Below are 13,135 nucleotides of genomic sequence, written 5' to 3'. Positions count from 1 at the left end.
AAAAACTCCCCTTACCTACAAGGTCGCACTGAAGAAAGGCAACCCGGATTTAAATAGTGCCACTATCATTTACAACGAGCAAGTCCAGGCGAGTAAATGCCTGCCGCTTAAGCAATAAAGGATAATTCACCGCAATGAATGAAGGAATGTCATAGACACATGAGAAATCATTATACCCTCCAAAACACAAAAGAACAGAGTTATCCACAGGATTATGGAAATATTCATTAACTCAAGTAACGTTATAAACAACTTCTGTGCACCGACAATTCTCTCGTACACTTCAAAAAGCAAGGAACAAGTGGAGGATAACCTTATAAAAACGACGTGGATAAAAGGAGTATAAATAGCCAAAAAAGACAAACCCTGAAGCTATCAAGAAGATATTCAAGCGCTAACAGCCGTATTATCAACAATGTAATAAATCATGTAACTCATTGATTTTTAAATCTTATTAATTATTATCAACAGAAATTGGCTTGCTAATAAAAAAAACAAAATTTTAAGATCTTATTTTTTTATGTTAATTGGCGGCATGAATAACAGGTTTCTTTCTCACCTTTGTCACAGATGGTTTGACAGAAGATGTAAAGTTTTCTATCATTCCCACCCTCAAAATTTAATTTTTAAACAGGTTCATCATGAAACGCACCTTTCAACCCAGTAATCTAAAACGCAAACGCGATCATGGTTTTCGTCAACGTATGGCAACCCGTGGTGGTCGTCTGGTTTTAAAGCGACGCAGAGCCAAAGGACGTAAACGTTTATCTGCCTAAGTGTATTGTTTTGACAAGAAACGTCGACTGTTAAAAAAAACAGACTTCGATGTTGTATTTAATCAACCTCATAAAACAGTAACCTCAGAATTTGTGATATTACATAAAGCAAATAGTCTGGGGTATGCTCGTCTGGGGTTAGCTTTGTCAAAAAAAATGGTGCCCAAAGCGCATCAGAGAAATCGCCTGAAGCGTTTACTCCGTGAAAGTTTCCGCACCCATCCATTGCCAGCAGTAGATATTATCTTTCTCGCCAGACATGGGGTGGCCAAAGTAGAAAATAAAGTCATTGCAACCAAGCTAGGTTTAACATGGAACAAATTAATCGCATTGTACGGCAATTAGTTGCGTTACCGATTATTGTGTATCAGTTATTCATCCGCCCTGTTATGAAGCCAAGCTGCCGATTTTATCCAAGTTGTTCACAATACGCCCTGACGGCTATCCGCCGCTTCGGCGTACTTAAAGGCATGAAATTAGCCTGTTGCCGTCTTATGCGGTGTCATCCCTGGTGTGATGGCGGCTACGATCCGGTATTACCTAACGAAGAGAAACATTAATGGATACAAGACGAGTTATTTTATATGCTGCACTGGCTCTGATTGTCTACTCGTTGTGGACGAGTTGGCATCAGGATTACCCTGCGATTCCGGCAGTACAGCCGCAAACCAAAGAACTGTCCAAAGAAAATCAGCTGCTTCCCGATGTGGCGACTGGGTCATCCTCTGAGAATCAAAGCCAGAATCAAAAAACCATCACGCCGGATTCATTCGACAAAAAAACGGATGCCAGTGATGTCAGCGTAAAAACAGACGTCCTGGACGTCCTGATTGATACGGAGCATGGTGATATTGTTAATGCCCGCCTGCTGGATTACCCCGTCAGTGTTGAAGAAAAAGACAAGCCCATCACCTTACTGAATAATAATCCGGATGAGCGTTATGTCGCCAACAGCAACCTGCTTGTCAGTTCAACCAAGGGTGTGATGCCGGTTGATCTGAATTTCAGCAGTCAGGAGAAAACCTATCAGCTGGATAACAATCAAAAGACTCTCACTGTCGTATTGCAAGGCAAGAGTGCCAGTGGCCTTGAGGTGAAAAAGACCTTTGAATTCACCCGCGGCAGCTACCTTATCCAGGTCAATTATCAAATTGCCAATGAGGGCAGCGACGATTGGCAGGGATACCTGAATGCGCAATTACTGCGCGATTCTCCCAGAGAAGATCAATCCAGCATATTTCATGTCGGTTCTTATGTGGGGGCTTCCTATTCGGTGCCCGGTCAACATAATTACCAGAAAGTGCCATTCAAGGACATGGCTAAATCCAATCTGAACACAGACAGTACAGGTGGTTGGGTTGCCATGCAGCAACATTACTTTCTAAGCGCCTGGGTCCCTGATGCTTCAAGCAAAAATGTCATTTACACTCGTTCAGCAGACAATAATTACACCATTGGTGTGGTCAGTTCACCCATTACTGTGAAACCAGGTGAGAGTAAAACCGTTGGCGCAAAATTGTATGTCGGTCCTGAAATTACGCATGTGTTGCAGACCATTGCTCCTGGCCTGGATTTGACCGTCGACTATGGCTGGTTATGGTTCCTGTCTTCTGCCCTGTTTGCGGTAATGAAAGCCATCCACGGCGTGGTGGGTAACTGGGGATGGTCTATTGTTCTGGTTACCTTGTTGATAAAACTGGCGTTCTATCGGTTATCCGCCAGCAGTTACCGTTCAATGGCAGGAATGCGGCAGTTACAGCCTAAACTTCAAGCTTTGCGTGAGCGTTATGGCGACGACAAAGCCAAAATGAGTCAAGCCACAATGGAGCTTTATCGTCAGGAAAAAGTAAACCCCCTGGGCGGGTGTTTACCTATCCTGGTGCAGATCCCTGTCTTCATTGCGCTTTACTGGGTATTATTGGAAAGTGTCGAATTAAGACAGGCTCCCTTTATTCTGTGGATCAATGATCTGGCTGCAGCGGATCCCTATCACATTCTTCCCATTATCATGGGGGGAACCATGCTGATTCAACAACGATTGAATCCTGCCCCACCTGATCCGATGCAGGCCAAGATCATGATGTTTTTACCGGTATTGTTCACGGTATTATTCTGGAATTTCCCGGCTGGTCTGGTTCTTTACTGGATTGTGAATAACACCCTGTCTATCCTGCAACAGTGGCATATCACCCGTAAATACAGCGATGACAAGCCCAACCCCAAAAAGCTTGCAACCGCCAAATAGCCATGCAGGAAGAAACCATCGTTGCCATCGCTACTCCGCCCGGTCGCGGCGGAGTAGGCATTATCCGCCTCTCTGGTCCTGCATCGTATGCCATTGCCCTGCATTTAACTCATAAAAAGCAGTTAAAGCCCCGGCTGGCAACGTATACTTCTTTCTTTAATCCTTTAAGCGAAGCCATTGACAGCGGTCTTGCCCTTTTCTTTAAGGCACCGCATTCATTCACCGGCGAAGACGTGGTTGAACTTCATGCCCACGGCTCACCGGTGGTTTTAGACCTGCTGGTGAAACGGTGTGTGGAATTAGGCGCCCGCCTGGCGCGGCCCGGTGAATTTTCCGAGCGGGCATTCCTGAATGATAAAATGGATTTAACGCAGGCTGAGGCGATTGCCGATTTAATTAATGCCAGTTCTGAAACCGCGGCTCGCCTTGCAGTCCGCTCGCTTCAAGGTGATTTTTCAAAAAAGATCCATGCCTTGAATGACAAACTGATTTACCTTCGCATGTACGTAGAAGCCGCCATTGATTTCCCGGAGGAAGAAATTGATTTTCTTGCTGACGGTAAAATTGCGGGCATGCTCTCCGATTTATTGACGGATGTACAGGCCATTGGCGCCATGGCGGCCCAGGGCACTCTGCTTCGTGAAGGCTTGGGCGTCGTTATTGCTGGAAAGCCCAATGCCGGTAAATCGACTTTAATCAATGCGCTGGCCGGTCGGGAAGTCGCTATCGTTACCGACATTGCCGGAACTACCCGGGATGTCATGCGCGAACACATTCTCCTTGATGATCTGCCCATGCACCTTATTGACACAGCCGGTTTGAGGGAAAGTGAGGATGTCGTTGAGAAGGAAGGCATTAAGCGCGCCTGGCAGGAAGTCAGCCGGGCTGATTGTGTGCTGATGGTGATCGATATTGAGGATACGCATCAGGTCTTGGAACTCAGTCAGGCTATTCAACAACAACTGCCTCCGAATGTGCCTGTCATCAAGGTATTCAATAAAATTGATAAAGCCAATCGTCAACCCTCTCAGCAGGACAATGACATTTATTTATCAGCCAAATCAGGGATTGGAATTGATTTATTGAAAACAAAAATCAAAGACGTGGTTGGGTACCAGCCCACGGAGGGGCAGTTTATTGCCAGGCGGCGTCATTTGGCAGCGCTTAAACAGGCAGAAGAATTATTGCTCAATGGCCAATTGCAATTGCAGCAAGCAAAGGCCGGTGAATTACTGGCAGACGATCTGCGCCTGGCTCATCAATCCTTAAATGAAATTACCGGCGAGTTCACGACGGATGATTTGCTGGGAAAAATTTTCTCAAGCTTCTGTATAGGCAAATAAGCTTCCATTAATATTCGTGGTGTATATTAATTACACATATGTTGTAATTTAAAACATTCACCATGCAGCAAAAATCAGAAACCCAATCCGAGGTTAGACGGATTAAACTGGAACCGCCCTTTAATGCTGGCGATTGTGGCTACTATGCCTTTTTTACCGGGATACTCTACCTTGCCCTGGCGTCTCAGAATGAAGACAGCCTGGAAAAAACACTGAATAATAGCCAGGCCTTATCGGATCTGCTTGAGACCATGAAAAGTAATACCTCCTCATCGAGTGAAAATGTGGTGATATTGCGGCAAATACTCGATTCCATGGCGTCTGCAGACTGGGACAGGATTAGTTATACGGAGTTATTGAGTGATTTCAGTAATGCCGTGCGTCACACACTGATGTACAGTCTCTGGGGCAGGGACTACTTTAAAAACGTTATTCAGGAGGGAGCCTGGAGTTTCGATCATAGCGATTGGAATAAACTGCCATCCTTTAAAAAGCTGGAAAATCGTATCTTTGATCGCATGAGCGAAATCGCAGGAAACCGAGCCGTTGACCTTGAAGAGGCTGGGGAAATTCGTTTTAAAGCAACAATTGAAGTCTGCCAAAAACTGAAAGACAACGAGTTGGAAAAAATGGCAGAAGAGGTTGTTAGAGGCCATTATGGCCCTGGCTCGCGGAAAGTATGGGTTGGTCGAGAGTTCCTTGAATTTCTCTGTCAGACGCTATTCTCATCCACTACGCTGCTGTTTGATGGAAAAGGGGTTGAAATAACCAGTAAGGGCACGTCAGATTGTCATTGGTATCTTGATTTGCCGGATGATGAGGCGACAGGCACGCTCCTCAATGCCGCGAATAAAGGACATATGAAAGATTTACGAGTCATTGATCGCTTTATCGTTAAGAACAAAGCAGAGACCACGCTGAATGACAAAAAGGAGACCTTAAAGGATTTGCTCAGTCTCCGTCAAAATAAACTTGCTGAGTTCACAGAAGCATTACAGACTGTTCAGTCACACATAAAATCCGCCAATGAAGCGGTCACGGCCCTTGGGTTTTTTGAGACAGATCCCCCCGATGAACCAACCATTACTGCGGCGTTGTTGCCCTTTTTAGCAGAACAAGAGAGCTTAATGCCGAATTACACCAGACTTGTCGCTCTCAGTAGTTCCATCAGCCTGACTCAAAATAAAATTGCGGGTCTGAAAGAGGAAATTAGGGTAATACAGGAGCAGGCTTCGTATAAAGCCACAGGCATGACAGGCTTTTTTGCAACAACATCAATAAAATCCGACACCCCAATGGAAAAGGGTAACACACCGGATCATTCATGAAGTAAATTGAGGATTAGCGGTTTGATTATTTTCCTGGTTTTTTAATGGCGTCTTAAAAAAGCAGTTGCTGCTGTTAGTATAAATGTTCTGAATGGAAAGGGTCTTCTGGTAACCCTGTTGATAAAGGCCGATGAGTGTTTCGCTAGCCTCATCCTCAGGCAATTCAATGGACCAATGATTGCTGTCGGTAGCGCAACCGGTAATCATCACGTCCCCGCCAAATAAAGGGTCAGTGCTACCCAGTAAGTCTGCAGTCAGCGCTTTTAAAAACTCACAATCCAGCCAGGTTTTTTTAGACACATCCTGATAATATTTACGGATAACTTCGTTTACGGGTTCAAGCAATTCCTCATCGCTTAATTGATTACATACTCCAACTCGAGCCTTAAACATGACTTCCTGTATTTTTTCAAAATCGCAGGCGTCCTTTTTGCTTAATCTGGCGTATAGCTCGTCCATTTGTCTTATCACTTTTTCTTTGATTGATTTAAAGCGGTGGTAATTTTCCCAATAGCAATAATCTTCGAACCAGAGGCCGCTTTTGATTTTTTGCTTCACCTGGTCAGCTAGCCAGGTTGACTGAGAAGCTCTCAGTTTTAATGCCACAGTAAAGGATGACAGAATTTCATCAAAACCAGGGCTATTCCACATGCTTGTTGAGGAGACGGCCCGTAGATGATGAAGCAGAGTTTGTGCATTGCCTGAGGATTTGTCCTGTGGCAGGCAGCGAGGTACCGGCGGAATGACGCAGGAAAGCAAACCAGCAAGCGCTTCGCTGTTGTTGAGTTGTTCCTTTAAAGAGGATGAGGATGCAGCGCGCAGGGCCAGGTAAAAAAGACCAAGGGTTATTACCTGATAACCGCAATCGCCGTCCTGTTGTTGCGGTGATAACTGAATTCGTCTGGACTGTAATTTACTGAACATGAACCCTCCTGGTTATTCACGATTATAAAAAATAAACAATATACACTAAATTATTTCATCTAATCCAATCGGTGTGCTTTATTGACATATCGTAATATTCCGATATAATCAGGGTATGAACATTAATTTAGTACTTAAAGCCCTGGCGAATGAGAAGCGCTTAAAAATTCTTGGGTGGCTTAAGGAACCGGGAAAACATTTCAGTTCATCGCATTGTGATGTTATTGCCGATGGCGTTTGTGTTGGCCTGATTGAAAAAAAATCGGGTTTGTCGCAATCGACGGTTTCGCAGTATCTGTCGCAATTGCAACAGGCCGGTCTTATCAGCATGGAACGCCGTGGCCAGTGGACTTATTGCAAGTTAAACCAAACACTCATTGACGAATTTCTGGCGGTGTTAAAAACCGTACTGTAAAAAAATTTGGATTAATATATCGGGAATTTGCAATATTTAAATTAACCGATTAATGGAGGCTGTATGTCATTGCAAACGTTGCTACAACCCTATCGGCTGAATGACGATATTCAGTTAAAAAACCGCCTCGTCATGGCGCCGATGACGCGCAATATGGCGAATGATGATCTAAGTCCTACTCCGGCCATGGCGGATTATTATGCCAGGCGGGCTGACGCGGGATTAATCATTACGGAAGGAACCATTATCCGGCCAGATGGTCGCGGCTACAGCCATGTTCCGGGTATTTATACGGCGGCTCACATCAAAGGCTGGCAGGCAGTAACTGAAGCTGTGCATGCCCGTCAGGGGAAAATTTTTATGCAGATTTGGCACGTAGGCAGGGTATCTCATCCCTCCTTCTTGAATGGCCAATTACCGCTTTCAGCCTCAGCCACGACGATGACCGGGAAAGTTGCGCGCACGAAGGAGTTGCATTATGGGACTTCACGGGAAGCCTCGCTTGCGGAGATTCAATCGTTAATCGCAAGTTATGCCATAGCCGCACAAAATGCCATGGAAGCCGGTTTTGACGGCATTGAAATTCATGGTGCCAATGGCTATTTGATTGACCAGTTTCTCCACTACCATACCAATTTTCGGGAGGATGAGTACGGGCGTACTTTCCGCGATAAAGCACGCTTTGCGCTGGAGGTGGTCAGTGCCTGCATTGCCGCCATTGGTGCAAAACGGGTGGGCTTGCGCTTGTCGCCCGGTGCCTATTTGAATGAAATCACCGGTGATTCCCGCGATGCGGAAGTATTTCAGTATTTATTGCAACAACTCAATGAAATCCAGCCGGCCTATGTGCACACAGGTAATTTTGATGACAGCGTTCAATTCAGTGAGCTTGGCAATCAAACCATGACTGGGTTTATTCGTCAGGTTTATCATGGCACCGTCATTGCCTCCGGCAGTTACGCGCTGGCGCGTGCCGCAGCGGGTATTGATAAGGGGGATTTTGATTTAATTGCTATCGGGCGACCGTTCATTGCCAATCCCGATCTGGTCGAGCGTGTTAAAGCGCAGCGTCCCTTATTGAACTATGATGCCAGCCTGTTATCGACATTATGGTAAACAGGATTGCTAAAAGAAAAGCAATAAATGCTTATTTATAAACACAATTGGTCGCGAGCTTGCAACATGAAAAAAATAAATACATAATGATTTCTTTGGGAACTTGAAACCACACGTTAATATCAACTTAAGAAGAGGGGCAATAAGATGGTTTACGCCTTACAGTACGATGCATTCTACCAGAATAAAAATACATTTTTTGATAAGGCGGCTGCTAAGGGAAAAAAAGGAAAAGATCTTCTTGCTTTTGCTGAAAAACAGGCCAACAAATCGGACTATCCCTTCATTGCCAGAAATCACCTCCTTCTGCAGCAGGAATTCGAACAGCTTTTTGCCAGCTTGAAAGCAAAAAAGAAAAATCGACGGGATTTTTGGCTGTATTGTTATTACTGTGCCCTGATGCTTGAAACGTACCATACGCATTATGGTCAAAAATCCAAGGCTCAGGAATACAGAGCCATTGCGGATAAAATTAAAGCCAGCTTCAACGGAGCAAGGGTTGTCAAAAACAGTAAGAAAGAGGATGCCTTTTTTACCCGTGTGGGTAAAGAGATTGGCAATGACGTCGTCGAGCTGTTCAAAACCCCTACCCAGCTGTCCAAGCTGCGGGATAAAGTTGGATTTTATAATATTATCCGTATTTACTGGGTGTTTTGCCGCTTGACTTTCACCAATTCCCTGCGCTTGCTGCGTGACGTCAAGATTCTCGAACTGCTTGAAAATGCGATTGGTAAAAACATTGATGTGGATGCGGTGGTTGATACCCTTGAGGCGCCCAATTCGATATTCAGAGGGTTAAGCGTGGGATTCTTTTTGGCTCGCCTGTTTCTCAATAGTCTGGTAACCATCAAACACATGGCGGGTTCGTCCAAGGAAGAAAAGTCGCTGCCGTTTAAGGAGCGTTTTTATCTCGAAATCTACAAACGCCATCCCGTGTTTTTAAATGATGTCGTGTGGGCAGTCGTTAATGGCGTGACTAACTATGCTCAGGTTTTTCATATCTCTGCCGCTGCAGCAGGGTGGATAACGGCAGGATTCATGCTCTTTGATTTTGCACTGATTCTCTGGCGCCGCCATTTGGCAGAGGAAGAGTACAACACCAAAAAGGCGCAGTATACGGCCGAGCAACAGCATTGCTTGCACATGAAGGATTTGGAGCGTTATGACCTGCTCACCCGGCAGCTTAAAAACCTTGAAATCAGTTGGCAGGCTAAAAATTCCACCTTTTTGTTTAACGCCGCGGCGGCGCTGATGCTGGGTGCGGGATTTTCAGCCTCCATGCTGTTTGCATCCCCGGCCTTGATTGTTGTTTCCTATGCGGTGTGCATGGTGGCCGTGGCCATGTATTTATCCGATGGCGCCTACAACAATTACAAGGAAAAAAGCCTGCGGTTACAACAAGCGCATATCGAGAATGTCCCTGCTGACGATCTGAAACGCGTGTTGGAAGAGTATCAGGCAGCAAGGAATGAATTTATCTTTACGATGATTAAAAACACAGTGATGCCAACATTGATTCTTGCAACGTTTGCAGTCTGTTGGCAGGCCGCCGTCGTATTGATTGCTGTGTATGCCGCCTACGAGTTATGGAATGCCTATTGCAAGAAAAAGAATGCCTCTCAGGAACCGGAGGTGTTTGAGATGACGCCGATGGACGGCGAAAATTCGCTTGTTGTCATTGACGTGGAAAATCCGGTGGATGAAAATCACCCACACAATTCCGACACTCATGCTCTCTTGGGCTTTTATGCCAGTTAACCTTTGCTTAAAGTGCCGCTGACTTTTTCGTATTTACGATTTTCCCTTACGGAAAAAAGCGGTACTCGCAGGAGCTTGCCGTCACTGTTGCCAGCCAGATACACCTTAAGATTGACCTCGGCACCGCCGCGGTTACGGTAAAAGGTGACGGAGACTGATTTATCGGAGAGCACTTGGCAGGTGGCTTCGTTGACATCATAGCTTCGGTTCTGCAAGCGACTGTCTACAAACTGGATAAAACCCAGTTTGCTTTGCGCGGTTTTAGGTGCAATGGTTAATTTAACCGCGGAAAAATCAGTTAATGTGCCTTGCCAGATGCCGTCAAGATGACTGCAATTGATTGCCGCCTGGGCAGGGTTAATCCCTGCTACCAATGCGGTGAGTAATAACAAACGGCTAGATTTCCGGGTACATGGCTTGAATTGCTGCAATGTCTTTTTCACTTAAATGACTCCTTTGACCAATTTCGACCCCCTCCACCAAGGGAATAATGGTCTTTTGACCATTTTTGGAAAACGCATAAGGGCCGTAATGCATGATAGACTGGTAGTCATACTCGCCGATGTCTTTGCCGTCTGTCAAATGCTGATCGAAGTTATACCGATGATCGTCCTCAATGTTTTCCCAGACGATGTGAATATAATTTGCCCGGTCGGCGCGCGATTGTTCATGCCACAGGCCTAAGGCATGGCCGATTTCATGCACTGTATTCATGGTTGTACAACGCGGCGCCAGATTAATTTCCTGACGTCCCCCCTGTTTGCCGACATACGAGGAGCAGGTGGTGCCTTCAGCCGGGATAAACGCGATAAAATCAGAGTACTGTGCACGATTTTTTGAGGTCAGTTCAACGAATTCAAGTGCGGTATGCTCTTGCCAGTGGGCAATGGCTTGCATGACAGCGAGCTTATTTTTAAACGGTAGCTCTTCGGCGATTTCAAAGGGGACAATGCCATGAGTCCAGCGGCTGCCGCCGACCTTGGGCCGGATGACCGCACCAGGCCGTTTTAAATCCGTCGTTTTGCCAATCAGAATATCGCCTTCAACGACGGCGTAGTCATTGATTTGTTCATAAACCAATTGCCGGCTGCCAAGAACCGGATCCGCAACAGTGACCTGTCCCAACGGAGTTGCCATCAATAGACCCGAAGCAAGAAAAGACAGGGTGAATAAAAGATAACCTTTCGGCATACAAGTCCTTAATAACATGATCAAAATTTATTTATATCGCTGTCTTGGCCAATTGAAAAGAGGAATTACGCGTCTTGACGATAACGCAGGGCCCGTTTGTCCATCACCGCAAACCAAAGCGGAGGCACCAGGGACAACATGATCATGCCAAGGTAACCGGACGGCAGTTGAGGACTTTCCTCGCAATGGCGCAAAACCTGATAGGGTTTTGCGCCTTGCGCATGGTGATCGGAGTGGCGCTGGAGATGAAACAAAATGACGTTACTCAACCAGTGATTGGCATTCCAGGAATGCTGGTTTGAAACCGGTTCATAACGGCCATTAGGTAATCGTTTACGTTGAAGACCGTAATGTTCGATGTAGTTAACCGTTTCCAGTAAAAAAATGGCAACCAGGGATTGAAGCAGGAAAAAACCCAGCGCGGACAGACCGCCATAACCATAAAGGGCTATAGCTATTATCAAGGGGGCTCCGATAATCCAGAGGAATTGATTGTGGAAGCTGTGGAAGGAATACCCTTTCCTATTAAGGCGCTGTTTTTCAAGATGCCAGGCCGATTGAAACGAACCCATGATGGAGCGGGGAATAAAACGATAAACGCTCATTCCCAGAGGAGCTGAGGCCGGATCATCCGGGGTGGCGACGCGCACATGGTGGCCACGAACGTGTTCAATCATAAAGTGCCCATAACACACCATGACCAGCAGGCATTGACTGAGAAATTGCTGTAAGCGCCCTTTTTTATGCATTAACTCATGCGCCAGCGTAATACCCAATCCACCGGTAATGAGGCCGATGGACAAGGTATAACCCAGCCATTCATACCATCTTAAGGGCACATGACTGATCACATACACAGAAAACAGCAATAACAGGCATTGCACAGGGACATAGGCATAAACAATGGCTGAAAAATAAGGATCACGGGCGATTGCTTCTTCCTCAAGCGCCGGGGTATTGCTGGAATCCCTCACCCAGTAATCAATCACCGGGACACTGGTAAATAGAACAAAAAAGGCGAGAAAATTATAAATTCCGCCCAAGAAGAAACCGGCCAACGGCAGTAAAAGCAACAGGTACCCGGTAAGAAAACTGAGTCTTTTGCCCAACGACATAACCCACCCGACGAAGCATACTCCCCTCTTTTAACTATAGTTGAATTCGGGGTTATCTAAGGAGATTTTTGCAGCTTCAGAGCCAATTTGTACAATTCATTTTTAGGCGAGCCGCTCAGTTCAGCCGCCAGCTTAACCGCTTGCTTCAACGGCAGCTCGTTCAACAAAATCTGCAGTAGTTCATCCTCTCTGCCTGTTTCGTCTTTTCTCGCTTGTGCTGGAAAAATTAACACAAATTCGCCTTTGCTTCGCGCGTTATCTTCCATAAGCCACTGCCTTATGGCCGGCGCATGAGCATGAATGAATTGCTCAAACGCCTTCGTTAATTCTTTAGCCAGTACAAAGGCATAATCAGGGCCGAATACCTCCTCAATGTCGTCAATGCAATCATGAATACGATGAGTGGATTCATAAATAACGGTGGTGTGCAGGCTGCGGCTAATGGTTTTGAGTTGTTCGCGCCTAGCCTGCTGTTTAGCCGGCAGAAAGCCCAGGAAAGTAAACGTGTCACAGGGAACGCCGGCTGCAGACAGGGCGGTAATGACCGCGCATGGACCGGGGATGGGAACCACCTCAATGCCATGCGCACGAGCCTGACGAACCAGTTCAAAGCCCGGATCACTGATTAAAGGCGTCCCCGCATCACTGATAAGCGCAAACGATTTGCCGTTAAGCAGGGCGGCAATCAGGTTTTCACTGTGGCGGCCTTCGTTATGGGCGTGATGCGATATTAGCGGTTTATCAATCCCCAGTGCATGAAGCAGTTTTCCGGAGTGGCGGGTATCCTCAGCCAATACCGTGTCCACTTGTTTCAGGGTATTGATGGCTCGAAGGCTGATGTCATCGAGGTTGCCGATTGGGGTGGCAACGATATAAAGGCAGCCTTTAGAGCTTGCTGAACTTTTATCCATAGTTTATCCTATT

14 protein-coding genes are annotated in these 13,135 nt (G+C 46.1%); 9 read left to right on the top strand and 5 right to left on the bottom strand.

The genetic code is table 11. The annotated features are described in order from the left end of the window. The first annotated feature begins 641 nt into the window (after window positions 1-641). From rpmH to GH742_RS14685, 6 genes are all read left to right on the top strand, one after another. Entirely contained in the window at window positions 642-776 is a 135-nt protein-coding gene (rpmH, locus tag GH742_RS14710) for a 50S ribosomal protein L34 (protein WP_019215662.1), read from the top strand. Further along, window positions 777-1,121, top strand: a complete 345-nt coding sequence (gene rnpA / locus GH742_RS14705) for a ribonuclease P protein component (protein ID WP_203455592.1) — start codon at window positions 777-779, stop codon at window positions 1,119-1,121. It begins immediately after the preceding gene. Then, window positions 1,088-1,336, top strand: coding sequence for a membrane protein insertion efficiency factor YidD (gene yidD, locus GH742_RS14700; RefSeq protein ID WP_203455591.1), 249 nt, complete (start codon window positions 1,088-1,090; stop codon window positions 1,334-1,336). Before rnpA ends, yidD begins: the two co-directional genes overlap by 34 nt. After that, complete coding sequence (gene yidC / locus GH742_RS14695; protein ID WP_203455590.1) at window positions 1,336-3,021, top strand: membrane protein insertase YidC; 1,686 nt, start codon at window positions 1,336-1,338, stop codon at window positions 3,019-3,021. Before yidD ends, yidC begins: the two co-directional genes overlap by 1 nt. 2 nt (window positions 3,022-3,023) lie before the next feature. Further along, the gene (mnmE, locus tag GH742_RS14690; RefSeq protein WP_203455589.1) at window positions 3,024-4,364 is read left to right on the top strand and encodes a tRNA uridine-5-carboxymethylaminomethyl(34) synthesis GTPase MnmE; all 1,341 of its coding nucleotides are present in this window, start codon (window positions 3,024-3,026) and stop codon (window positions 4,362-4,364) included. Between the two features lie 62 nt (window positions 4,365-4,426). Beyond that, window positions 4,427-5,692, top strand: coding sequence for a hypothetical protein (locus GH742_RS14685; protein WP_203455588.1), 1,266 nt, complete (start codon window positions 4,427-4,429; stop codon window positions 5,690-5,692). On the opposite strand, the gene GH742_RS14680 is transcribed toward GH742_RS14685, so the two are convergent. Then, window positions 5,687-6,616, bottom strand: a complete 930-nt coding sequence (locus GH742_RS14680) for a hypothetical protein (protein WP_203455587.1) — start codon at window positions 6,614-6,616, stop codon at window positions 5,687-5,689. The two genes, GH742_RS14685 and GH742_RS14680, sit on opposite strands and share 6 nt — an antisense overlap. Before the next feature lie 115 nt (window positions 6,617-6,731). On the opposite strand from GH742_RS14680, the gene GH742_RS14675 reads away from it, so the two are divergent. The 3 genes from GH742_RS14675 to GH742_RS14665 all read left to right on the top strand — a co-directional run bounded on the left by GH742_RS14675 (window position 6,732) and on the right by GH742_RS14665 (window position 9,905). Then, complete coding sequence (locus GH742_RS14675; protein WP_203455586.1) at window positions 6,732-7,031, top strand: helix-turn-helix transcriptional regulator; 300 nt, start codon at window positions 6,732-6,734, stop codon at window positions 7,029-7,031. Window positions 7,032-7,094: 63 nt separating this feature from the next. Then, the gene (locus GH742_RS14670) at window positions 7,095-8,147 is read left to right on the top strand and encodes an alkene reductase (protein WP_203455585.1); all 1,053 of its coding nucleotides are present in this window, start codon (window positions 7,095-7,097) and stop codon (window positions 8,145-8,147) included. 147 nt (window positions 8,148-8,294) lie between these two features. After that, on the top strand, window positions 8,295-9,905 hold the full coding sequence (locus GH742_RS14665) for a hypothetical protein (protein WP_203455584.1): 1,611 nt from the start codon (window positions 8,295-8,297) through the stop codon (window positions 9,903-9,905). On the opposite strand, the gene GH742_RS14660 is transcribed toward GH742_RS14665, so the two are convergent. The 4 genes from GH742_RS14660 to rsmI form a co-directional block, all read right to left on the bottom strand. Further along, entirely contained in the window at window positions 9,902-10,348 is a 447-nt protein-coding gene (locus GH742_RS14660) for a hypothetical protein (RefSeq protein ID WP_203455583.1), read from the bottom strand. The two genes, GH742_RS14665 and GH742_RS14660, sit on opposite strands and share 4 nt — an antisense overlap. Next, on the bottom strand, window positions 10,302-11,096 hold the full coding sequence (legP, locus tag GH742_RS14655; RefSeq protein ID WP_203455582.1) for a Dot/Icm T4SS effector Zinc-dependent metalloprotease LegP: 795 nt from the start codon (window positions 11,094-11,096) through the stop codon (window positions 10,302-10,304). The genes GH742_RS14660 and legP overlap by 47 nt, the downstream gene beginning before the upstream one ends. A 65-nt stretch (window positions 11,097-11,161) precedes the next feature. Beyond that, window positions 11,162-12,211 (bottom strand): alkane 1-monooxygenase, encoded by a 1,050-nt coding sequence (locus GH742_RS14650; protein ID WP_203455581.1) that lies wholly within the window; start codon window positions 12,209-12,211, stop codon window positions 11,162-11,164. A gap of 56 nt (window positions 12,212-12,267) precedes the next feature. Then, on the bottom strand, window positions 12,268-13,122 hold the full coding sequence (rsmI, locus tag GH742_RS14645) for a 16S rRNA (cytidine(1402)-2'-O)-methyltransferase (RefSeq protein ID WP_203455580.1): 855 nt from the start codon (window positions 13,120-13,122) through the stop codon (window positions 12,268-12,270). Between the last annotated feature and the right edge of the window lie 13 nt (window positions 13,123-13,135).

It is taken from the genome of Legionella sp. MW5194, assembly GCF_016864235.1.
Taxonomy (GTDB): domain Bacteria; phylum Pseudomonadota; class Gammaproteobacteria; order Legionellales; family Legionellaceae; genus Legionella_C.
This window is presented reverse-complemented; position numbering and strand designations above follow the sequence as displayed.

What these genes read in the sequence shown, in the direction of transcription:
- rsmI (WP_203455580.1), bottom strand. Translation starts at nt 13,122, where the DNA reads ATGGATAAAAGTTCAGCAAGCTCTAAAGGCTGCCTTTATATCGTTGCC.
- yidD (WP_203455591.1), top strand. Translation starts at nt 1,088, where the DNA reads ATGGAACAAATTAATCGCATTGTACGGCAATTAGTTGCGTTACCGATT.
- legP (WP_203455582.1), bottom strand. Translation starts at nt 11,096, where the DNA reads ATGCCGAAAGGTTATCTTTTATTCACCCTGTCTTTTCTTGCTTCGGGT.
- yidC (WP_203455590.1), top strand. Translation starts at nt 1,336, where the DNA reads ATGGATACAAGACGAGTTATTTTATATGCTGCACTGGCTCTGATTGTC.
- rpmH (WP_019215662.1), top strand. Translation starts at nt 642, where the DNA reads ATGAAACGCACCTTTCAACCCAGTAATCTAAAACGCAAACGCGATCAT.
- GH742_RS14670 (WP_203455585.1), top strand. Translation starts at nt 7,095, where the DNA reads ATGTCATTGCAAACGTTGCTACAACCCTATCGGCTGAATGACGATATT.
- GH742_RS14680 (WP_203455587.1), bottom strand. Translation starts at nt 6,616, where the DNA reads ATGTTCAGTAAATTACAGTCCAGACGAATTCAGTTATCACCGCAACAA.
- GH742_RS14650 (WP_203455581.1), bottom strand. Translation starts at nt 12,211, where the DNA reads ATGTCGTTGGGCAAAAGACTCAGTTTTCTTACCGGGTACCTGTTGCTT.
- mnmE (WP_203455589.1), top strand. Translation starts at nt 3,024, where the DNA reads ATGCAGGAAGAAACCATCGTTGCCATCGCTACTCCGCCCGGTCGCGGC.
- GH742_RS14665 (WP_203455584.1), top strand. Translation starts at nt 8,295, where the DNA reads ATGGTTTACGCCTTACAGTACGATGCATTCTACCAGAATAAAAATACA.
- GH742_RS14685 (WP_203455588.1), top strand. Translation starts at nt 4,427, where the DNA reads ATGCAGCAAAAATCAGAAACCCAATCCGAGGTTAGACGGATTAAACTG.
- GH742_RS14675 (WP_203455586.1), top strand. Translation starts at nt 6,732, where the DNA reads ATGAACATTAATTTAGTACTTAAAGCCCTGGCGAATGAGAAGCGCTTA.